Origin of the sequence: Albidovulum denitrificans (assembly GCF_002973535.1) — a bacterium.
GTDB lineage: Bacteria > Pseudomonadota > Alphaproteobacteria > Rhodobacterales > Rhodobacteraceae > Albidovulum > Albidovulum denitrificans.
In genome coordinates this window covers 57,644-78,122 of the sequence record NZ_PVEP01000008.1, presented here as the reverse complement: position 1 = coordinate 78,122, position 20,479 = coordinate 57,644, and the positions used below count along the sequence as shown (strand labels likewise).

The 20,479-nt window shown below is 66.0% G+C and carries 23 protein-coding genes, 1 tRNA gene and 1 riboswitch; of the genes, 8 read left to right on the top strand and 16 right to left on the bottom strand.

What is annotated here, in order from left to right; translation table 11 throughout:
• The first annotated feature begins 135 nt into the window (after nucleotides 1–135).
• Nucleotides 136–789, top strand: coding sequence for a peroxiredoxin (locus tag LX70_RS16070; RefSeq protein WP_105515819.1), 654 nt, complete (start codon nucleotides 136–138; stop codon nucleotides 787–789).
• A 192-nt stretch (nucleotides 790–981) separates the two neighbouring features.
• The gene (locus LX70_RS16065; protein ID WP_105515818.1) at nucleotides 982–1,197 is read left to right on the top strand and encodes a DUF1127 domain-containing protein; all 216 of its coding nucleotides are present in this window, start codon (nucleotides 982–984) and stop codon (nucleotides 1,195–1,197) included.
• 184 nt (nucleotides 1,198–1,381) lie between these two features.
• Here the strand turns inward: LX70_RS16065 and pnp are convergent, their stop codons facing one another.
• Both pnp and LX70_RS16055 read right to left on the bottom strand, forming a co-directional pair.
• Nucleotides 1,382–3,535, bottom strand: a complete 2,154-nt coding sequence (gene pnp / locus LX70_RS16060; protein WP_105515817.1) for a polyribonucleotide nucleotidyltransferase — start codon at nucleotides 3,533–3,535, stop codon at nucleotides 1,382–1,384.
• A gap of 231 nt (nucleotides 3,536–3,766) precedes the next feature.
• Nucleotides 3,767–4,531 carry a phytochelatin synthase family protein gene (locus LX70_RS16055; protein WP_105515891.1) on the bottom strand — a complete coding sequence of 255 codons (765 nt, stop codon included), beginning with the start codon at nucleotides 4,529–4,531 and terminating at the stop codon, nucleotides 3,767–3,769.
• A gap of 186 nt (nucleotides 4,532–4,717) precedes the next feature.
• On the opposite strand from LX70_RS16055, the gene LX70_RS16050 reads away from it, so the two are divergent.
• The gene (locus LX70_RS16050; RefSeq protein WP_105515816.1) at nucleotides 4,718–5,716 is read left to right on the top strand and encodes a hypothetical protein; all 999 of its coding nucleotides are present in this window, start codon (nucleotides 4,718–4,720) and stop codon (nucleotides 5,714–5,716) included.
• A gap of 90 nt (nucleotides 5,717–5,806) precedes the next feature.
• Nucleotides 5,807–7,051 (top strand): cation:proton antiporter, encoded by a 1,245-nt coding sequence (locus LX70_RS16045; RefSeq protein ID WP_105515815.1) that lies wholly within the window; start codon nucleotides 5,807–5,809, stop codon nucleotides 7,049–7,051.
• Nucleotides 7,052–7,114: 63 nt separating this feature from the next.
• Here the strand turns inward: LX70_RS16045 and rpsO are convergent, their stop codons facing one another.
• The 8 genes from rpsO to LX70_RS16005 all read right to left on the bottom strand — a co-directional run bounded on the left by rpsO (nucleotide 7,115) and on the right by LX70_RS16005 (nucleotide 13,458).
• Nucleotides 7,115–7,384, bottom strand: coding sequence for a 30S ribosomal protein S15 (rpsO, locus tag LX70_RS16040; RefSeq protein WP_105515814.1), 270 nt, complete (start codon nucleotides 7,382–7,384; stop codon nucleotides 7,115–7,117).
• A gap of 194 nt (nucleotides 7,385–7,578) precedes the next feature.
• Nucleotides 7,579–8,592 (bottom strand): calcium-binding protein, encoded by a 1,014-nt coding sequence (locus tag LX70_RS21060; RefSeq protein WP_105515813.1) that lies wholly within the window; start codon nucleotides 8,590–8,592, stop codon nucleotides 7,579–7,581.
• Nucleotides 8,593–8,713: 121 nt separating this feature from the next.
• On the bottom strand, nucleotides 8,714–9,223 hold the full coding sequence (locus tag LX70_RS16030; RefSeq protein ID WP_105515812.1) for a DUF1643 domain-containing protein: 510 nt from the start codon (nucleotides 9,221–9,223) through the stop codon (nucleotides 8,714–8,716).
• A complete protein-coding gene (locus LX70_RS16025) occupies nucleotides 9,220–9,873 on the bottom strand; it encodes an RluA family pseudouridine synthase (protein WP_105515811.1) in 654 nt (217 codons plus the stop codon). Before LX70_RS16025 ends, LX70_RS16030 begins: the two co-directional genes overlap by 4 nt.
• A gap of 190 nt (nucleotides 9,874–10,063) precedes the next feature.
• A complete protein-coding gene (locus tag LX70_RS16020; protein WP_105515810.1) occupies nucleotides 10,064–10,957 on the bottom strand; it encodes a homocysteine S-methyltransferase family protein in 894 nt (297 codons plus the stop codon).
• Nucleotides 10,958–10,968: 11 nt separating this feature from the next.
• Nucleotides 10,969–11,748 (bottom strand): GFA family protein, encoded by a 780-nt coding sequence (locus LX70_RS20800; RefSeq protein WP_170076227.1) that lies wholly within the window; start codon nucleotides 11,746–11,748, stop codon nucleotides 10,969–10,971.
• Nucleotides 11,748–12,203, bottom strand: coding sequence for a GAF domain-containing protein (locus LX70_RS16010; protein WP_105515809.1), 456 nt, complete (start codon nucleotides 12,201–12,203; stop codon nucleotides 11,748–11,750). Before LX70_RS16010 ends, LX70_RS20800 begins: the two co-directional genes overlap by 1 nt.
• Nucleotides 12,204–12,276: 73 nt before the next feature.
• A complete protein-coding gene (locus tag LX70_RS16005; protein ID WP_105515890.1) occupies nucleotides 12,277–13,458 on the bottom strand; it encodes an acetyl-CoA C-acyltransferase in 1,182 nt (393 codons plus the stop codon).
• A 91-nt stretch (nucleotides 13,459–13,549) separates the two neighbouring features.
• Here LX70_RS16005 and LX70_RS16000 point away from each other — a divergent pair, with 91 nt between their 5' ends.
• Nucleotides 13,550–13,888, top strand: coding sequence for an STAS domain-containing protein (locus LX70_RS16000; RefSeq protein ID WP_105515808.1), 339 nt, complete (start codon nucleotides 13,550–13,552; stop codon nucleotides 13,886–13,888).
• Nucleotides 13,872–14,369 (top strand): ATP-binding protein, encoded by a 498-nt coding sequence (locus tag LX70_RS15995; RefSeq protein WP_105515807.1) that lies wholly within the window; start codon nucleotides 13,872–13,874, stop codon nucleotides 14,367–14,369. The genes LX70_RS16000 and LX70_RS15995 overlap by 17 nt, the downstream gene beginning before the upstream one ends.
• Nucleotides 14,370–14,562: 193 nt before the next feature.
• Here LX70_RS15995 and LX70_RS15990 read toward each other — a convergent pair whose 3' ends face one another.
• The 3 genes from LX70_RS15990 to LX70_RS15980 all read right to left on the bottom strand — a co-directional run bounded on the left by LX70_RS15990 (nucleotide 14,563) and on the right by LX70_RS15980 (nucleotide 16,495).
• Entirely contained in the window at nucleotides 14,563–15,015 is a 453-nt protein-coding gene (locus LX70_RS15990) for a GFA family protein (protein WP_105515806.1), read from the bottom strand.
• A 220-nt stretch (nucleotides 15,016–15,235) separates the two neighbouring features.
• Nucleotides 15,236–15,847: a glutathione S-transferase family protein gene (locus tag LX70_RS15985; RefSeq protein WP_105515805.1), complete on the bottom strand. Its 612-nt coding sequence runs from the start codon at nucleotides 15,845–15,847 to the stop codon at nucleotides 15,236–15,238.
• A 27-nt stretch (nucleotides 15,848–15,874) separates the two neighbouring features.
• On the bottom strand, nucleotides 15,875–16,495 hold the full coding sequence (locus LX70_RS15980) for an FMN-binding negative transcriptional regulator (RefSeq protein ID WP_105515889.1): 621 nt from the start codon (nucleotides 16,493–16,495) through the stop codon (nucleotides 15,875–15,877).
• 137 nt (nucleotides 16,496–16,632) lie between these two features.
• Nucleotides 16,633–16,791, top strand: a riboswitch (FMN riboswitch).
• Nucleotides 16,792–16,877: 86 nt separating this feature from the next.
• Here LX70_RS15980 and LX70_RS15975 point away from each other — a divergent pair.
• Nucleotides 16,878–17,315, top strand: coding sequence for a 6,7-dimethyl-8-ribityllumazine synthase (locus LX70_RS15975; RefSeq protein WP_105515804.1), 438 nt, complete (start codon nucleotides 16,878–16,880; stop codon nucleotides 17,313–17,315).
• 155 nt (nucleotides 17,316–17,470) lie between these two features.
• Here the strand turns inward: LX70_RS15975 and mtaB are convergent, their stop codons facing one another.
• Both mtaB and dapF read right to left on the bottom strand, forming a co-directional pair.
• Nucleotides 17,471–18,724, bottom strand: a complete 1,254-nt coding sequence (gene mtaB / locus LX70_RS15970; protein WP_105515803.1) for a tRNA (N(6)-L-threonylcarbamoyladenosine(37)-C(2))-methylthiotransferase MtaB — start codon at nucleotides 18,722–18,724, stop codon at nucleotides 17,471–17,473.
• Nucleotides 18,721–19,560 carry a diaminopimelate epimerase gene (dapF, locus tag LX70_RS15965; protein WP_105515802.1) on the bottom strand — a complete coding sequence of 280 codons (840 nt, stop codon included), beginning with the start codon at nucleotides 19,558–19,560 and terminating at the stop codon, nucleotides 18,721–18,723. Before dapF ends, mtaB begins: the two co-directional genes overlap by 4 nt.
• A gap of 97 nt (nucleotides 19,561–19,657) precedes the next feature.
• On the opposite strand from dapF, the gene LX70_RS15960 reads away from it, so the two are divergent.
• A tRNA-Lys gene (locus tag LX70_RS15960) sits at nucleotides 19,658–19,733 on the top strand.
• 56 nt (nucleotides 19,734–19,789) lie between these two features.
• Here LX70_RS15960 and LX70_RS15955 read toward each other — a convergent pair.
• Nucleotides 19,790–20,479: a GntR family transcriptional regulator gene (locus LX70_RS15955; protein ID WP_105515801.1), complete on the bottom strand. Its 690-nt coding sequence runs from the start codon at nucleotides 20,477–20,479 to the stop codon at nucleotides 19,790–19,792.

Below are 20,479 nucleotides of genomic sequence, written 5' to 3'. Positions count from 1 at the left end.
CCAAAAAACGTCGCTTTGGGGCGGGTCCGGGTCCGTCGCGCGCCGCGAAAGGCCGGTTTTCGCGCTTTCGCTCTGGCATCCCGCGCCACGCGGCGTATGGTCCGGCCAATCTCATCACCCGGAAAGGAGCATGACATGGGTCTGCGCATCAACGACACCGTCCCGAACTTCACCGCCGAGACCGATCAGGGCAAGATCACCTTCCATGACTGGATCGGCGACAGCTGGGCGATCCTCTTTTCCCACCCGAAGGACTTCACCCCCGTCTGCACGACCGAATTCGGCGCCGTCGCGCAACTGGCCGAGGAATGGAAGAAGCGCGGCACCAAGGTGATCGGCCTTTCGGTCGATGGCGTCGAGGATCACAAGAAGTGGAAGGCCGACATCGAAAAGGCCGCCGGCGCGCCTGCCTCCTTCCCGATCATCGCCGATACCGGGCTTGAAGTGTCCAAGGCCTTCGACATGCTCGAAGCCGACGCCTACCTTCCCGACAACCGCACCGCCAATGACAGCCAGACGGTCCGCGCCGTCTTCATCATCGGGCCGGACAAGAAGCTGAAGCTGTCGATGCTTTACCCGATGAATGTCGGGCGCAACTTCGCCGAGGTGCTGCGCGCGCTCGACGGGTTGCAAACCGCGAACGGAAAGGGCGTGGCGATGCCCGCCAACTGGACCGCGGGTCAGGACGTGATCGTGCCGCTGTCGCTGGACGACGCGGCGGCCGAGGCGAAGTTCGGCAAGATCAACAAGGTCCTGCCCTACCTGCGCTACGCGAAGCTGCCCGACTGATCCCGGCATCGTTTCCGAACCGACGGACCCCGCGCCCCGGCGCGGGGTTTTCGTTTCCGGCGCATAGCTAGCCATGCGTTCAGCGCATAGCGACAATGGCAAAGCAGCGGATTGTGCAGGTGCAGCATCAGGCCCATGTTAGCGCCAACGGCAGGATGTTCCCTGCCAATCGACGAAGAAAGAGGTTCTGAAATGGCATATGTTGCTTCCCACCGCGTTTCGCATGTTTCGCTTGGCGACCACGCCGCCAACCTGATCGCCGCCTTCCGTCAGGCCCGCGCCCGCCGCGCGGTCTACGCCAACACGCTGGGCGAACTCAGCGCGATGACGGACCGTGACCTGGCCGATATCGGCATCGCCCGCGACCAGATTGCCGACATCGCGCATGAGGCCGCCTACGGCAAGTAAGCGCAAGGTTTCCCCCGCCCGACCCTCCCTCGGGCGACGGGACAGGCAGGGCGCCCTCCTCCCGCGCCCATGCCTTCAGAAAGGCCCGTAGCCCCGCTGCGGGCCTTTTGCTTGCCCCCCGCACCGGCAAAGGAAAAGGCCCCGGCGTTTCCACCGGGGCCTTCGATCCGTCAGGAAGGAAAGATCAGCTTTCCGCCGATTCTTCCTTTTCCTTCTTCTCCGGCGCGATTTCCTCGCCGGTTTCCTGATCGACCATCTTCATGCCAAGGCGCACCTTGCCGCGATCGTCGAAGCCCAGAAGCTTGACCTTCACTTCCTGGCCTTCCTTCAGAACCTCGTTCGGGTGCTGAAGCCGCTTGTTGGCGATCTGGGAGACGTGAACCAGACCGTCGCGCTTGCCGAAGAAGTTCACGAAGGCGCCGAAATCGACAAGCTTGACCACCTTGCCGGTATAGATCTTGCCCTCTTCCGGCTCGGCCACGATCGAATAGATCATGTCATAGGCCTTCTTGATCGCTTCGGCATTGGCCGAGGCGATCTTGATGACGCCATCGTCGTTGATGTCGACCTTGGCGCCGGAGGTTTCCACGATCTCGCGGATGACCTTGCCGCCGGACCCGATCACTTCGCGGATCTTGTCGGTCGGGATCGTCATCGTCTCGATCCGCGGCGCGTGGGCGGAGAACTCGCTCCGGCCCTCGGTCAGCGCCTTGGCCATCTCGCCCAGGATATGCATCCGGCCATCTTTCGCCTGCGCCAGCGCCTGCTCCATGATCTCGGGCGTGATGCCCGCGACCTTGATGTCCATCTGAAGCGAGGTGATCCCGGCCTCGGTCCCCGCGACCTTGAAGTCCATGTCGCCGAGGTGATCCTCATCGCCCAGGATGTCGGTCAGGACCGCCCACTTGCCATCATCCTCAAGGATCAGGCCCATGGCGACACCGGCAACCGGCGCCTTCAGCGGAACGCCCGCATCCATCATCGACAGCGACGACCCGCAGACCGTGGCCATGGAGGAGGAGCCGTTCGATTCCGTGATCTCCGACACGATGCGGATCGTGTAGGGGAAATCGGTGGGCGCCGGCAGAACCGCCTGAAGCGCGCGCCAGGCAAGCTTGCCGTGGCCGATCTCACGACGACCCGGAGGGCCGAAGCGCCCGACCTCACCGACCGAATAGGGCGGGAAGTTGTAATGCAGCAGGAAGTTGGACCGCCAGTTGCCGTGCAGCGCGTCGATGATCTGCTCATCCTCGCCGGTGCCAAGCGTGGTGATCACAAGGCCCTGCGTCTCGCCACGGGTGAACAGCGCGGACCCATGCGTGCGCGGCAGGATGCCGACTTCCGACACGATCGGACGGACCGTCTTGGTGTCCCGGCCGTCGATACGGATGCCGTTGGCGACCACGTCGCCGCGCAGGATGCCCGATTCCAGCTTCTTGATCGCCGAACCGAGGTTCTCATCCGCCAGATCCTCTTCCGACAGCGCGCCCTTGATGGACGTGACGGCGGCGGAGATGGCGTTGGTGCGCTCCTGCTTGTCCTTGATCGCGAAGGCGGCGCGCATCTCTTTTTCACCCGCGGCCTTCACCTTGTCGTAAAGCGCGGCATAGTCGGGGGCCGCGAAGTCGAACGGCTCTTTCGCCGCCTCTTCGGCAAAGTCGATGATGAGGTCGATCACCGGCTGCATCTGGTCATGGCCGAACTTCACGGCGCCCAGCATCTCGGCCTCGGACAGCTCATATGCTTCCGATTCCACCATCATCACCGCGTCCTTGGTCCCCGCGACGACAAGGTCAAGCCGCTGCTCGGGGTTCATGCGCAGCTGGTCCATGTCGCTGACTTCGGGGTTCAGCACATACTCGCCATCGACAAAGCCGACGCGCGCCGCACCGATCGGACCCATGAAGGGCACGCCCGAGATCGTCAGCGCCGCCGAGGCCGCGATCATCGCGACGATGTCCGGGTCGTTGACGAGGTCGTGGCTCAGAACCGTGCAGATCACCAGCACTTCGTTCTTGAAGCCCGGCACGAACAGCGGACGGATCGGCCGGTCGATCAGGCGCGAGGTCAGCGTTTCCTTTTCCGAAGGACGCCCCTCACGCTTGAAGAAGCCACCCGGAATCTTGCCGGCGGCATAGGTCTTTTCCTGATAATGCACCGTCAGCGGGAAAAAGTCCTGGCCCGGCTTCGCCTGCTTGGCGAAGGTCACGTTGGCCATGACGGAGGTTTCGCCCAGCGTGGCGATGACCGAACCGTCGGCCTGACGGGCAACTTTCCCCGTTTCCAGTGTCAGCTCTTCCTGGCCCCACTGGATGGATTTCTTGGTCACATTGAACATGTATCGTTTCCTCTGGGGAGCATGCACGGGCGTATCCCGTGTCTCCCGTTTGCATGGCGGCCCCATTGCCGCCGCCCCCTATCCTATCGCATGCGCCCGGGGGCATGGGCTCACGTCACAGATGGACGGGGGCCATACAGGAAATCGGGTCGGTTGGGAAGCGGGGAGTTTTCCGCCGCCCCATTCGCGGGTGTCATAGCCCGCTCTCCGGGGTCTGTCGGCTGGCTGACGCTATTTCACGATATGCACAAGCCCGCCGGTTTCGCCTTCAAGCGGGCCATGCTCGGCCGAGGTCGGTTTCAGCATGGCCTCAAGCAGGACGGGGACCGGGGTCCAATAGGGGATGTACCATTCCTGATCGACCTCAAGGATCAGAACCTTGTCAGCCGTGGCATCATAGGCCCCGATGACCGACACATGCGGGCCGTCCCAATCGCCCGTCACCACGCCCTGATTGAAATAGATCAAAAGCGCGTCGGCGGATGAGATTTCGTTCGCGGCCAGCCTCGCGCGCAGCTCCGTCAGGGTCGCTTCATCCTGCGTGCGGGGCTTGTAGCTTTCCACCCGATAGGCTTCCATCCCCGCCGCTGTCACCGCCGCCCCGGTGAATTCCTCAAGCTGGGCAAAGGTGACGCCATCGCCATCCTCGGCCGATAACGCCTTCCATTCCGCGTTGCCGACAAGGTCCAGCATCTCGGGCTGGGTGGTTACAGTGTCTTCCGCCAGGCCCGGCAGGCCCCTGATGCCGTTCAGTGCGCCGGTCACGGCAGCGATCGAACAGGCCGAGGTGGTGAACTGGGGCTTCACAAAGGCTTCAAATGCCCAGTAGTCCGGCGCGGATGCCTCGCGCAGATACGCCGCGTCGGCGGTCACCGGCACGGCGTTCGGCCCCAGTTTCGGCAGCGGCGCCTCATCGGCCGAGGCGGGCGTCAGGAGGCAAAGCGACAGACCAAGCCCAATGGTGGCGCCGGGGCAGAACCGGGAAAACTGTATCATGATGAACAATCCGAAAGGGTTGCGATGCGCAACGCTACCAGCGCGGCAATCTCTGTCAATCTGAAGAATGGGAACATGGATGCGGAAGGTGGCCACGATGCCCGCGACAAAGCCCCGCCTTGCCCTCCCTTCCCGCCCCGTTCAAACTCGCGCCGCTTCAGTTCATTTAACAATTGCAGAGTTCCGATGACCCTCCGTCAGCTTGCCTCCCTCCTCACAGCACTTTGCCTGTCGGGCGCTGCCACCGCCGAAACCCTTCCGCCGGTTCCCGGCAGCGAGGATGCCGCCTACAAGACGGCCGTCGCCGACTGGCTCGGCGGGCAGGACATCACCGCCCTTCGCGCGCTGTCGGATCTGGCGGGCGGCGGGAATACGGCGGCGCAGATCCTGCTGGGGCGGATTTCCGAGAATGCGGCCTTCTACAAACATCTCTCCGCCACCATGCCCCGCAAGGAGCGGATCGCGCTGATGCGTCAACCCGGCGGGCTGTCCGGGCGGTCCTGGCTGCTTGCCGCGGAAGGGTCCGAACCGCTGGCCGCCGCGCTTCTGCACGCCGCGCAGCCCGACAAGCGGGCGGACGCGATCGCCCCCCTCCTCGACCTCGGAGAGCCGTCGACCGCCATGCGGACCGGCCTCGACATGCTCTATTACGGTGAGGCAGAGCCGCTTCTCATGGCGATTTCCGGCCGCACCGACCTCCCGCGCGAGGCGAAGTTTCTTGGCGTCGCAGCGCTTGATTTCATCGTTCCGGGCGCCTTTTCCGATGCCACGCAGGGGCTGGCGGCGCACCCGGAACTGCCGGTCGACGTAACGCTCACCTGGGTGGCGCCATCGCCCGCAAACCTCTCGCAGGACAAGGCCATGCGCGACCTCGTCGCCGAAACGGCACCGCAGGTCCGGGCCTGGACGCCGCTGGTCGCGTTCTGCGACCGCCACTGCCCCGACAGCCCCGGAACCTGCGCCGCATTGGGTGCCGCGCTTGCCCCCAAGGGGCCATTCCCCTTCGAAAGCCCGTCCCAGCGCCTGATCCCGGATGAGGTCTACTGGTCAAGCGCCCGGATGGAGGGCGATCTGGCGCGCGGCTACATGGACCTGTCAAACCCCGACAAAAAGGCGGAATTGACCCGTATCGACGCCTGCTTCCTGCCCGCGATGGCCAGCGCGCAGAAGGCTGCGTTGCAATAGGAACCCTCTGGCGGCGCGCCCGATGCGCCGCCACCTTGCCTTCGCTTCCCGCCCCGATCACTATCGCGCCGACAAATTCCCGGAGTTCGGATGACCCTGCTTCAGCTTGCCTCCCTCCTGATCGTGCTGGCGGGCGCGTTCGGCGCGATCAACTACTTCTTCCTCCGCCTGCCCGCCCCCATCGGCATCCTTGTCGTCGCGCTCCTGACCTCGCTGGTGATGATGGCCGGGGACGCTTTCCTGGGCCTTCACATCGGCGACATGGTCGAGGCGGCGATCGCGGACATCGACTTTTCCGACGCGCTGATGGAGGGCGCGCTGGGGCTGATGCTTTTTGCGGGCGCGCTGCATGTGAAGGTCTCCGACCTGCGCTCCGTCTGGCCCATGGTCCTTATCATGGCGACGGCGGGGGTGGTCCTGTCGACCCTCGTCGTGGGTTACGGCTTCCACTGGCTGACCGGCGCGCCGATCCTTGTCGCGCTGACCTTCGGCGCGCTGATCTCCCCCACCGATCCGGTCGCGGTGCTGGGCGTGCTGCGCGGGGCCGATCTGCGCAAATCGCTGGAAACCATCATCTCGGGCGAAAGCCTGTTCAACGACGGCGTCGGCTATGTCGTCTTCCTCGTCCTGTCGGGCGTCGCCTTTTCCGCCGGGCATGGCGAAGCCGCGACACTGGCCGATGCCGGAAAGCTTTTCCTGCATGAGGCGGTGGGCGGCGCGCTTCTGGGCATTGCGCTCGGCTGGGCGCTTTTCCGGCTGATGCGGCTGATCGACGACCCCTCGCTTGAGGTTCTCCTGACGCTGGGTCTGGCCTTCGGGGGGTATGAGCTGGCCCTGATGCTGCATGTCTCCGGCCCGATCATGGCGGTCTGCGCCGGGCTTCTGATCGGCGATGTCGGCGCGCGCTATGGCATGTCGGACGAGACGCGCAAATATGTCGATGCCTTCTGGATGCTGGTGGACGAAATCCTGAACGCCGTCCTTTTCCTGATGATCGGGTTCGAGATCTTTGCCATCACGCTTGACGCGGGCATCCTGACCGTCGCCGCCGCATCGGTCGCGCTGGCGCTTCTGGGGCGCCTGATCGCGGTCGTGGTCCCGGTGCTGGCGCTGAAACCCTTCACCAGCTTCGGACCGGGCGTGGTGCCGATCATGACCTGGGGCGGGCTGAAGGGCGGCATCTCGGTCGCGCTTGCCCTGTCACTGCCGGAAATGGAGTGGAAGCCGGTGATCCTGACCGCGACCTATGTGATCGTGGTCTTCTCGATCATCGTGCAGGGCCTGACCGTGGGCTGGGTGGCGCAACGGACGGGCCGTCAGCAGACGCTGGTCTGACCGCCAAAGCAAAACGCCCGACCATGCGGCCGGGCGTTTCGAAATCCACCTGTCGGTAGAGGCTCAGCGGCGGATGCCGAGGCGCTTGATCAGGTCCTGATAGCGGCCCTCGTCGTTCTTCTTGAGGTAGTCAAGAAGCTTCCGGCGCTGCGCGACCATCATCAGAAGGCCACGACGGGAGTGGTTGTCCTTCTTGTGGGTCTTGAAATGCTCGGTCAGCGTGGAGATCCGCGAGGTGAGGATGGCGACCTGCACTTCGGGCGAACCGGTGTCGCCTTCCTTGGTCGCGAATTCCTTCATCACGCGGGCTTTTTCTTCGGCCGTGATCGACATCGGGGTCTCCTTTCGGGTTTAGGGGTCATGGCACAAGCCGGGATGTCGTCCAGCAGGGCCCGTGGAGTCTCCGCCAGTGCGGCGGATGGGGGCATATAGGGGCAATCGCGCGAAAAGGAAAGCGGGAATCACGCCGGGGCGGCGGCAGGCCTGTCCGGGGGGCAGCCAGCCCTTCACACCCAGCCCCGCGCCCCTCAGGCCGGCTCGGTCATCACCGCCCGCAGGATGATGTCGTCCACGGTGGGCGCGACCGGGCCATAGACATCGGCCACGACAATCCCGTCGATCAGGATACTGGCCGCCATCCCCCGCGCCTCGGGCGGCGTCACCGTCACGTTCGGTTCCGGGTGGACAAGCGGATCGTAGACCAGCAACAGCCGGTCCTCCGCCGGGTCGTAATCGGTGATGGTCACGATCCCGCCGCCCTCGTCAACCCATCCGGCCAGGTCGAACTCATCCGCGCCCTCGCCGCCCGTGGCCCAGTCACCCGGCCCCGCGACGATCGTGTCATTCCCGGTATCGCCGTTCAGGTAATCCTGCCGCTCGGCCACCGGGTCCAGCGGGTTTTCCTGCGCGCTGCCGTCGATATAGTCATTGCCATCCCCGCCCATCAGCGCATCGGCCCCCGCGCCGCCGTAAAGCGTGTCATCGCCAAGCCAGCCCATCAGCGCGTCGTTGCCAGCCCCGCCATCAAGGAAATCGGCCTCGGTCCCGCCGTTCAGCCGGTCGGCGCCGTCACCCCCGCTCAGCACATCCCGGCCCAGACCGCCGGTCAGGCTGTCATCCCCGGCCTCGCCCGCAAGGAAATCGTCGCCATCGCCACCGTCAAGCGTATCGTTCCCCTCGCCGCCCAGAAGCGTATCCGGCCCGTCATCGCCAAGAAGCTGGTCGTCGCCCGTGCCGCCGACAAGCGTATCCGCCCCGGCATAGCCGTTGACCTGATCGTCGCCGCCAAGCGCGTCGATCCAGTCATCCGTCGCCACGCCACCCGCATCGCCCGAAAGGATATCGGCCATCTCGGTCGCGGCGGCCGCGTCCCGTGAGGTTACCAGACCATCCCCGATCGTCACCGGAGGGTCCACCAGATCGACGGCCCCGGTATCGGGGTCCGGTTCCGTCGGCTCCGGTTCCGGCTCTGGCTCCGGTGCCGAGAAATCGAAGGCCAGCCCCAGCGTCACAAGGCCCAGCAGTCCCGCAAACATCAACATTGCACTACCCCATTCCGCCAGCCCCGACACGGCGCTGGTTTCCCGGAACGGACCCTGAGGGAACGGAGTTAACGCACCGGGAAGATCGGGGCGGATCGTGCGAATTGTCGGTATTTTTCCTTCAGCCCGCGGGCCAGAACTGCGGCACCACGGCATTGCCGACATAAAGCGGATGGCGCGGATGGCCCGCTTTCGTCAGGCCCAGCGTGTGCAGGACCAGCCCGCGATCCAGCAGCGCGGACCGCATCCGCGCGCCCTCCCCCTGCAAGGCGCCGTGAACGCCCCAGCCGCAGAGGATCATCCCCGCCCGCGCCGCGCCCTCAAGCACCACCGCGCCGTTCCCCGGCCCGACCGGATCTTCCGCCCGACGCAGGTCGGCGGGGCGGGTAGCGCGAAAGGCGAACAGGTTCAGGATCTCCACCCCGCCAAAGCCGCCACGCCGCGCCCGCCCCTCGCAGCGGGCAATCGTCGGGTCATTGTGTTCCTCTGTCGCGGTCGAGGGGTTGAGCATGATCCACGCCAGCACCGGCCCCGCAGCCCAGGCCCGCGTCAGGCGGTAGCGATACTGCCCGCAGCGGGAATAGAGCGCCTCGGACCGGGTGCCGCCCGCCTCATGCGCGCGCAGGATCACCGGAACGGCACCGGCGCGGTAAAGGTCTCCCCCCGCCCGGTCTCGGGATGGTTCAGCCGCAGGCTTTCGGCATGCAGCATCAGGCGCGGAAAGTCCCGCGCCGGACCCTCGGCATAAAGCGGATCGCCCAGGATCGGATGGCCCAGCGCCTGCATGTGAACCCGCAACTGATGGCTCCGCCCGGTCAGGGGCATCAGCCGTACCCGGCTGTTGCCATCCTCCTCGCCCAGCACCTTCCAGTCGGTCTGCGCGGGGCGTCCGTTCTCATGGTCCACATGCTGACGCGGCCGGTTCGGCCAGTCGACCGCCAAGGGCAGGTCCACCCTGCCCGTCTTCGGCTCAACCCGCCCCCAGACCTGCGCGCGATAGGCTTTCTTCGTCTTGCGCATCTCGAACTGCATCGACAGATCGCGCTGCGCATGGGGCGTCAGCGCAAAGACGATCACGCCCGAGGTATCGCGGTCAAGCCGGTGAACCAGAAGCACCTCGGGATAAAGCGCCCTGAGCCGCCCGATCAGGCAATCCGCCAGATGCGCGCCCTTCCCCGGCACGGTCAAAAGCCCGGCAGGCTTGTCCACCACAAGGATCGCATGATCCGCATGGATCAGGCGCAAGGGTTCATCGGGCGGGGAATAGTCGATGCCGGTCATGGGCGGGGAATAGCAGCGGCACGGGAGGCGGGCAATCGGGGGGAGGCTTGCGAAGGGACGGGATGCAGGAAAACCGTAGGGTGGGCATTCTGCCCGCCACCCGCGCCCGGGCGGGAACGCCCCCCGCATGTAGCTACAAAAACCCTACACGTCCCCGACGCGAACCCTATGCCCTTCCTACGGCCCTTTTTCACACGATCCGGTGTCCCGCCGCCGTCAGCCGCCGGGCGATCTCGGCGATATGGGCGGGGGTCGTCTCGCAGCAGCCGCCGACGATGGTGGCACCCATGCCGACCCATTGCAGCGCGAAATCGGCATAGCGTTCGGGGGTCATTTCCGGGCGGGTATGCAGGCTGTCCACGGTCGGATTGTCCTTCAGGAACTCCTTGGTGATCTGCTGGAACCCGTTGGCATAGGCCCCGTAGGGAAGGCCGAAGGTCCCCAGAACCGACAGCGCCGCCGCCATCGCCTCGGGCGCGGAGCAGTTGGCCAGAACCGCCCCCGCCTTGCCCGCGACGATGGGGCCGAGGTCTGCCACCGCCTCGCCCGACCGCAGGCGCGACCCGTCCTCATCATCGACCGTCACCGACAGCCAGACCGGCTTGCCGCCGAGAAGCGCGCCCTCAAGAACCGCCCGCGCATGGGCGAGCGAGGCCACCGTCTCGGCCAGGAAAAGATCAACCACAGGCGCAAGAAGACGGGCGATTTCGGCATATTTAGACACGGATTCGTCATGCGGCGGATGCGTCTCCGGCCGGTAGGAGGCGACGAGCGGCCCCAGCGATCCGGCAATGCGCCCCGCCCCGTGCGCGGCCCGCGCGGCGGCGGCTTCGGCCAGCGCCTGCATGTGCAGCGCGTTGAAACGGTCGTCGATGTCGAACTTCGCCAGCCGGTCGTGATGGATGGCATAGGTGTTCGTCGTGGCCACCGTGGCACCGGCGTTGAAATAGTCCTCATGCACCTGCCGGACGAGGCCGGGATGGTCGATCATCACCTGCGTGGACCACAAGGGCGTCGGCGCGTCGCCGGAGCGCGCCACAAGCTCCTGCCCCATGCCACCGTCGAGAAGCGTGATGTCTGCCATGTCTTTCCCCCTTACCAGCGGCCCGCCTGCGGCAGACCATCGTCGATGTCGTAGTAGTCGCCTTTCGAGGCGACGAAAATATGCTCAACCAGACGCCCCCCGGTCGCCCCGGTGACACAGCCCGCCTCGACCGAGAACTCCCCTGCGGCGGAGCGGAACCAAAGGCCCGACCCGCAGGCCGAACAGAAACCGCGACGGCCTTTGCCGGGCGTCTCGAACTCTCTCAGCGTGGCGCGCCTGTGCCAGGTCAGACGGCTTTCATCCGTGTCTATCGAGGCGGAATAATGCCCTGAAAGCACCCGGCACTGGTGGCAGTGGCAGGCGGTGATCGGCCCCGCCGGGCCGGGCATGTCGAAACGGCACGCGCCGCAGAGACAGGCGCAGGAAAGCTTCGCGGGCGGAGGGGCCGACGGGGCGGGCGGAGGGCCTTCGGGGCTGTAGTAATCGCCCGCATCCGCGCGGTGCCAATGTTCCGCCAGCCTGAGACCCGTCGGTGCATTGAGCGCCCCGGCGGCGATGGACATCTCCGCCCCCGCCTCGGGCCGCCAGAAAAGCGAGGCACCGCAATCGGAACAGAACCCCCGTTCGACACCGGGGGAGGAACGATACCAGCAAAGCGTCGTGTCCCAAAGCAGCCGGAACCCGGCCTTGGGCGCGAAACTGCCCGCCCAGACATGCCCGCTCCACCGTCGGCACTGGCTGCAATGGCATGCGATGACGTCATCAAGCGGCCCTTCGACCACGAAGGACACCCCGCCGCAAAGACAGCCGCCCTTGTGCCCGCGCCCCATCAGAGCCGCCCGAAGACAGAGGCGAGAATCGCGGCCAGCGCCGCGCCATCGGCTTCGGTGAAGGCGTCCGGCCTGTCGCTGTCGATGTCGAAGACCCCGATCAGCCGCCCGTCCTTGCCAAAGACCGGCAGCACGATCTCGGACCTTGTGGAAGAGGCGCAGGCGATATGGCCGGGGAACGCCTCGACATCCGGGACGATCTGGATCGCCCCGGTCCGGGCGGCGGCACCGCAGACACCGCGCGAGAAGGGAATGACGAGGCATCCGTGACCGCCCTGATAGGGGCCGATCTTGAGCATTTCCGGCCCTGTCACGCGGTAAAAGCCGGTCCAGTCAAAGCGGTCGTCGGCATGGTGAACCTCACAGGCGACCGTGGCCATGAGGGCGACGATATCGCTTTCGCCCTCGGTCAGGCTGGCGATGGTGCGGGACAGCGTGGCGTAATCGGCCTGCATGGCGGGTCCTTTGGCAACCGGGCGGGGGCATCCTGCCCCCGCACCCCCTGGGAGTATTTGGACAACGAAGAAGTCAGGCCCGTTCGATGGCGATGGCCGTGCCTTCACCGCCACCGATGCAGATCGCCGCGACCCCGCGTTTCAGCCCGCGCTTTTCCAGTGCATTCAGCAGCGTGACGACGATCCGCGCGCCCGAGGCACCGATGGGATGGCCCAGCGCGCAGGCGCCGCCATTGACGTTCACGCGGGCATGGTCGAGGCCCATTTCCCGCATGAAGGCCATCGGAACCACCGCAAACGCCTCATTCACCTCCCAGAGATCGACCGAAGCATGGTCCCAGCCGAGCCGGTCGAGAAGTTTGCGCGCGGCCGGCACCGGCGCGGTGGGGAAATCGGCCGGGGCCTGCGCATGGCTCGCATGGCCAAGGATGCGGGCGCGGGTTTTCAGCCCCGCCGCATCGGCAGCGCGGGCAGAGGCGAGGATCAGCGCGGCGGCGCCATCCGAGATCGAGGAGGAATTGGCAGCCGTCACCGTGCCGTCCTTGCGGAAGGCAGGCTTCAGCGTCGGGATCTTTTCGGGCCGGGCGGTGGCGGGCTGTTCGTCGGCGGTGACGGTGACCTCACCCTTGCGGGTCGTGAGTGTGACCGGCGCGATTTCGCCGTCGAAGGCGCCCGATGCCTGCGCCTCAAGCGCGCGGGAGAGGGAGGCGAGCGCATAGTCGTCCTGCGCCGCGCGGGTGAACTGGAACGCGCTTGCGCAATCCTCGGCGAAGGTTCCCATCAGGCGGCCCTTGTCATAGGCATCCTCAAGCCCGTCGAGGAACATGTGGTCGATGACCTGCGCATGGCCAAGCCGCGCGCCGCCCCGCATCTTCGGCAGAAGGTAGGGCGCATTGGTCATGCTTTCCATCCCGCCCGCGACCATGATCCCGGTCTGACCAAGCGCGATCTGGTCGAAGGCCACCATCGCCGCCTTCATGCCCGAGCCGCACATCTTGTTCAGTGTCGTGGCCGGAACCCCTTCGGGCAGGCCCGCCCGGAACCCCGCCTGCCGCGCGGGCGCCTGGCCCTGACCGGCGGGCAGGACACAGCCCATCAGCAACTCCTCGACCTGATCGGGCCGCGCCCCGGCATCGGCCAGCGCCGCCGCGATGGCGGCCCCACCAAGCGTCGCGGCGTCGGTTCCGGCGAAGACGCCCTGAAACCCGCCCATCGCCGTCCGCGCGGCGCCCGCGATCACCACATCCTCAGCCATATCCATCCTCCATCTCGGCGGTCTGAAACCGGCATACCGAATAGTAAGCTTTGTCGTCTAGCGTTTCCGGGATCACGAGGGACGGAGCGCCATGGAACTTCAATCGACACGCACGAGGGACACCCTGCTGGTCCGGGTGGAGGAGGACCGGATCGACGCCGCCGTGGCGATCCAGTTCAAGGACGCGATGCGCGAACTTGCCGGGACCGCGGCGGGGCGGGTGACGCTGGATCTTGGCAAGGTGCGATTCATCGACAGTTCGGGCCTTGGCGCCATCGTCTGGGTGCTGAAGTTCCTTGCCCCGGCGCGGGAGCTGGAGCTTGCCAACCTGACCCCGAATGTGGAGCGTGTCTTCAAGCTGACCCGCATGAACGAGGTGTTCCGCATCCTGCCCACCGCCCCGGACGCCGCCAATGCCGATACCGTCTGAACCGCCCTGCGGCGGACACGATCCGGGGCTCTTCCCCTTCGACCTGCGGCTGCGTTTTCCCGCCACGGCCCCGGCCGTTCGTACCGCGCTGGAAGAGATCACCGGCGGCCTTCGCGGGCGGATCTGCGCGCCGACGCTTGGCACGCTTGAGATCGTGCTGGCCGAGGTGCTGAACAACATCGTCGAACACGCCTATCGCGGCGGCGGCGCGGGGGAGATCGGCCTGTCGGTGGCCGCCAATCCGCAGATGCTGAGCTGTGAGGTGTGCGATTACGGAACGCCGCTGCCCGCGCTCCTGCCCACAACCGAAGGCGGCGGGACCAGTGTCTTTGGCCCCGACGGGGCGCTGAAGGAAGGCGGCTGGGGCTGGCATATCATCGGCCGACTGACGCGCGAGCTGTCCTATTCCCGGCGCGGCGGAGAGAACCGGCTGTGCTTCGCACTCGACCTTTGCCCGACGCCGCATTGCCAGGCGGAGTGAGGCGCGATTGACCTGAGGCATGGCGCCCCAGGGCGGTCATGTCGAGCGGTGCCGGAGTTGTCCTTTTCGGACGTTCCCCCCCGTGAAAGCACGGGGACCGGCTTCGGATCGGCGACGAAGATGCTTTTTTCTGGCGTGGATATGGTGTCGTGTGACGGCAGTCTGAAAGGCGGCAGTGCCGGACTTCTTACCTTTAACCTTGTCCTCGCTGTTCAGCCGCATGAATTGCCGCACCGAACTCTTCCGGCGTTGGAGATTCGGCAAAGACCGGGATGCCCTTGGGAAGGGCGATCCAGGCCTGTTTGCGGCTGATCCATATATGCGCGATCGGGTCTAGGGTCTGACTGCCTGCGAGGGTACCTGCTCGAAGGAAAATCATATCGGGAAGCAGACTGTTCCGATTGAAGATACGGGTATGGCAGATCGCACAAAATACTTCCTCAAATTCAATGCCATTTTCTGAACGCTTATATCCCGTGGTGCCCCCTTCGAATGTGAAAGATGAATCCGATACCATCGCATGTTCGGCAAATGCGCTACCGCTTCGTGTCTGGCAGTTAAGGCAGTGGCAGGCGTAGACATAGACGGAACTCTCCGTGATCGAATACGTCACAGCATTGCATTCGCAAGATCCGGTTATTGTCATCGGCGTTGCTCCTCGGCGGTTCCGGTGAATTCGACACCCGCCTACCAGCCCCCAACAATGACCGTAAAGGCCATACTGCCGACCTCCGGGTTTTCATGAAGCGCCGCCCCCGCGCTACGGGCGCAGACAAGGTGTTGACCTCTCCCCAAAGGGCCTTTCGGGACCCGAAAGGGCTAGCACCCCGGCGAACGGCAGGTCGTATTCCTAAGCCTCTGACGCCCTACCCCTGCGGCACCGTCGCCACCATGCTCTCACGCGCCGCGAAAGCTTCGTGCCAGCGGGCAAGCTCCGGCCGCCCTTCACGCCAGCCGCGCGCGTCGAAACGGAAATCGAGGTAGGACAGCGCCACCCCGATGGCGATCTGGCCCATGTCCAGCGGCCCGTTCAGATGCGACATCCAGCGCCCCTCAAGCGTGTCGAGCGCGCGGGCGATCTTGGCCCATTGCCCCTCCACCCAACCGTCGAAGCGCTTCTCTTCAGGCCGCAAGCGGTCTTCATAAAGCATCAGGATCGCCGCCTCGATCATGCCGTCGGCGGTTGCCTCAAGGGTCAGCGTCTCCCACAGGCGCGGCGCGGGCGGGTAAAGACCGGCTCCGGCCCGATCATCCAGATAGCGGCAGATGACGCGGCTGTCATAGACGGCAGGCCCGTCGCCACGTTCCAGCGCCGGGATCTTGCCCAGCGGGTTCTGCGACAGCGGCATCTTCGAGGAATCGAGCGGACTGCCGGTGGCCTGCGCGATTTCCACCTGATCGGCCAGACCGGCTTCGAGGATCAGGACCATCGCCTTGCGGCCGAAGGGCGTGGTGGGGGATGTGTAGAGACGAAGCATCTGGGACCTCTGAAGGGGGGCGTGAAGTCAGGCGGGCGGATCGCGCATCAGCGCGGCAAGTGCCGCAGTCTCCTGCCCCGGCGTGTCGGCTGTCAACCGCCCGGCGGCAGCAAGGCGCGCGGCCGCGGGCTTGTTCTGGGTCAGCTTCCAGGTCCCGTCGACCGAGGCGATCGTCAGCCGCACGGCGCAGATCGACCGCATCATGCGGGACAGCACCTCGGCGGGCATCTTGTCGGCCGTCCAGGGCGTCTTCGGCTCAAGCCGCGCCTCGAACACCTCGGACAGGCGGTCGAGCTGGCCGCGAAGCGCGGTGTCGGGCAGCGGTTCGAGGGTGCCGCGCAGATGGGCGGCGATATAGTTCCAGGTCGGCACCTGATCGTCGATCCCGTACCAGTCGGGCGAGATATAGCCATCCGGCCCCGACACGGCGAGCAGCGCGGGCAGACCATCACCCAAGGCCCGGACGATCGCGTTCGACCGCACCAGGTGCATCTCTGCCACCTTGCCGTCGGGCGTGAGCGTGAAGGGGACATGCGCGGCAAGCGGCCCCTGTGGCCCGTTGACAAGGAGAAGGCCGAAGCCACGCCCCCGCGCGAAGGCAAGGACATCTTCTTCCGGTATCCGGCGATAGACGGGGTTCGGGTGCATCGAAACGGTCTCCTTCCCCCCCGTATCTGCCCCTGTCGGCGCGGGTTTGTCATCCCCGCCTTTGTCACCGGCACAATCTTTGCGCCACTCGCCGGGCCGCGGGCCCTTGCGCAAGACCCCGCCCCCTGCCATCCTGCCCGCGTTCTCAGGGCGGGGCGGAATTCCCCACCGGCGGTATGGGGCCAATACGCGCGCGCGCGCCCCGAGCCCGCGAGCGCCCTCGCGAAAGCGTGGGGTCAGCAGATCCGGTGCGATGCCGGGGCCGACGGTCACAGTCCGGATGAAAGAGAACGTACAGGTCCGCAATGCGCCCCATCGGGGCGGGCGGCCCTGTCCGTGATCGCCTTGGGTGACGTGTCACTTGAGCAAAGGAGATCACCGAATGACACCCACCCGTTACGCCTTCATCAAGGCCAACTGGCATGCCGATATCGTGGACCGCGCCTTGGACGGCTTCCGCGAGGAGATCGGCAACCACGCCGCCGTCGAGGTCTTCGACGTTCCCGGCGCCTTCGAGATACCGCTGCTGGCCCGCGATCTTGCCCGCACCGGCCGGTTCGACGCGGTCGTCGGCGCGGCCTTTGTCGTCGATGGCGGCATCTACCGCCACGACTTCGTCGCCGCGACCGTGGTGGAGGGGCTGATGCGGGCGCAGATGGAGACCGACGTGCCTGTGCTGTCGGTCGTCCTGACGCCCCATTACTACCAGGAGACGGAGGCCCATGGCGCGTTCTTCCGCGAGCATTTCGTGCTGAAGGGACGCGAGGCGGCGGCTGCCGCCCTGGCGATCGCCAAGACTCGCGCGGCGCTGGCAGCCTGACGCGAGGAGCGGGGGGCCGTCTGCCCCCCGCGACCCCCCGAGAGTATTTTGACAACGAAGAAGTCTATAGCATTTCGGGTTTACACTGAATCAGAATTCGAACTTATTTCTTTCGAATTCTGACACTTACTTTCTCAACGGAAACCCGAAACGCTTTAGGCAGTCAGCCGGATGCCGTCATGACCGCGGATGGTCACGGTCAGAAGGCTGCCTTGGGGGCGGTCCTCGGCGAAGGCCACTTCGGTGAACTGTTCGGTCCGGCCAAGGCGCGGACCTTCGGTGAGGACGCGGTGGGTTTGCCCGCGCTGCGCATCGAGGTGGCGCGCAAGCGCGGCATCGCCCGCCGCCCTGAGCCGGGCGGCGCGTTCGCGGATCGCCGGTCCCCTGACCTGCGGCATCCGGGCGGCGGGGGTTCCCTGGCGCGGACTGAAGGGGAAGACGTGGAGGAAGGTCAACCCGCACTCCTCGACCAGCTTCAGCGAGTTGTCGAACATAGCCTCCGTCTCGGTCGGGAAACCGGCGATGATGTCGGCGCCGAAGACGATATCGGGGCGCAGGCGCCGCGCATCCTCACAAAAGCGGATCGCGTCGTCGCGCAGGTGGCGGCGCTTCATCCGCTTCAGGATCATGTCGTCGCCCGCCTGAAGGCTGAGATGCAGATGCGGCATCAGGCGCGGTTCGGTCGCGATGGCCTGCATCAGGTTTTCATCCGCCTCGATCGAATCGATCGAGGAGATGCGAAGCCGGGCGAGGTCCGGGACCAGCCTCAGGATGCGCATCACCAGATCGCCGAGGCGCGGCCCGCCGGGCAGGTCGGCACCCCATGAGGTCAGGTCGACCCCGGTCAGCACGACCTCATGAAAGCCCTTGCCCACCAGCCGCTTGATCTGTTCCACCACAACGCCGGCGGGGACGGAGCGGGAATTGCCGCGCCCGAAGGGGATAATGCAGAAGGTGCAGCGGTGGTCGCAACCGTTCTGGACCTGCACATAGGCGCGGTGGCGGCCGAAGCCGTCGATGAGATGCCCGGCGGTCTCGGTCACCGACATGATGTCATCGACCATCACGCGCTCCGTCTCGCCGATCAGGTCGGGGGCGGTCAGCGTCCTCCAGGTCTCGGCCTGCATCTTTTCGCTATTGCCGATGACGCGGGTGACCTCGGGCATGGCGGCGAAGGTCGCCGGTTCGGTCTGGGCGGCGCAGCCGGTGACGATCACCGCCGCGCCGGGATTGTCGCGGGCGAGACGGCGGATCTCCTGCTTGGCCTTGCGCACCGCCTCGGCCGTGACGGCGCAGGTGTTGACCACGACGGCGCCGTCCAACCCGGCAGCCGTGGCGAGTTCCTTCATCGCCTCCGTCTCATAGGCGTTGAGACGGCAGCCGAGGGTGGAGAAGACCGGCGGTTTCATGGATGGGCGGCGAGGAAGGCGGGGGTGAGGGTGCCGTCAAAGACATGGGTCGTCGGCCCGGTCATCCAGACGCCATCCTCGCGCCAGTCGATCTCAAGCGTCCCGCCGTCAAGATCAAGCGTCACGCGCCGCCCGGTCAGCCCGCGCAGATGGGCCGCGACGGCCGTGGCGCAGGCGCCGGACCCGCAGGCGAGCGTGATGCCGGTGCCGCGTTCCCAGACCCGCATCCGCAGCCGGTCGGGGCCGGTCAGCGTGGCGTATTCGACATTGGTTGCCTTGGGGAAGAGGGGGTGATGCTCCATCACGCCACCCTCGCGCGGCAGGTCCACCGCCTCGGCATCCGCGACGAAGAAGACGCAATGCGGGTTGCCCATGCCGACGGCGGCGGGATCGCCCGCAATCGGCAGGTGCAGGAGGTCTGCCCCTTCAGCCAGAGGCACGCCCTGCCAGTCGAGGATCGGATCGCCCATGTTGACGCTGACAAGCCCGTCGGGGCGGCGCAGCGCGGCCAGCGTGCCGCGTTCGGTCACGAAGCTGACCCGGTCGCGGCCCAGCCCCTGCATGACGCGATCGGCCACACAGCGCGAGGCATTGCCACAGGCCCCCGCGCGCGACCCGTCCGAATTCCAGAACTCGAGCGCGTAATCGGCGCCCTCCGCATCGAGGATCTCGGCCAGCTGGTCGAAACCCACGCCGCGATGGCGATCACCGAGGGCCGCGGCAAGCGCCGGAGTGGTCACACGATCCCGCCCCCGTGAATCGAGGATCACGAAGTCATTGCCCGCCCCGTGCATCTTCACGAAGGCCAGGCCAGCAGGGGCGCGCGCGTCTTTCATGGGGCGGCATATACGCCCCGTCCGGGGATTTTGCCAGACCGGCCCGCTTTTGCTCTTGACCGCCATGAGCGAGGTTCATAAAGAGGCGCCCTGTGATGGGCCGTTAGCTCAGTTGGTAGAGCAACTGACTTTTAATCAGTGGGTCGCAGGTTCGAATCCTGCACGGCTCACCACTGTAATCCTTCGGAAATGTCGGACGGAACGCGGCCTTCGCGCCGCTGGACCGTACTCACGGGCGCGTCTTGAACCCGTTCTGCATGCGCGCGAAGCTCATCGAGATATGGGCGCGCTGGATGTGGGCGGCGGCGTGCAGGTCGCCGATTTCCAGTGCGCGCAGGATGTCGTGGATCTCGCGGTCGAAGATGTCGGCCTCATCGGCAAGGTCGATCTTTGATTCGAAGACGGATTTCAGCCAGATACGGGTGGTGCGGAAATAGAGCTTTTCGCAGATGTCCTTCAGCGGCTCGTTATCCGTCAGCCGTTGCAGCGCCATGAAGAAATCCATGTTCAGCTCGGCAAAGCGCTTCGGCTCCGGCGCGCGGACGATTTCCTTCGACCGGGCGGACAGCGCGCGGAAGTCGGCCCAGAGCGCCTCATCCGGGGCCACGGCGCCCAGCCGCCCGGTCAGTTCGGCAAGCTCGAACCGCAGCTGATAGGTCTGCGCCAGCTCCGCGATGTCCACGTCGGTCACGAAGGTGCCGACGCCATGGACCGATTGCAGCAGCCCCTCGCTTTCCAGCCGGGCAAGGACCCGGCGCAAGGGCGTGCGGCTGACCCCGAACTCCGCCGCCAGCGCCTCTTCCGACAGCCGCGTGCCGGGCGCGTAGTCGAGAAGGCAGATCCGGGTGCGGATCACGGCATGCATCCTCTCGAACCGGTCGCGGGCGCTGGGGCTGATTTCCGGGGTGACGACATTCAT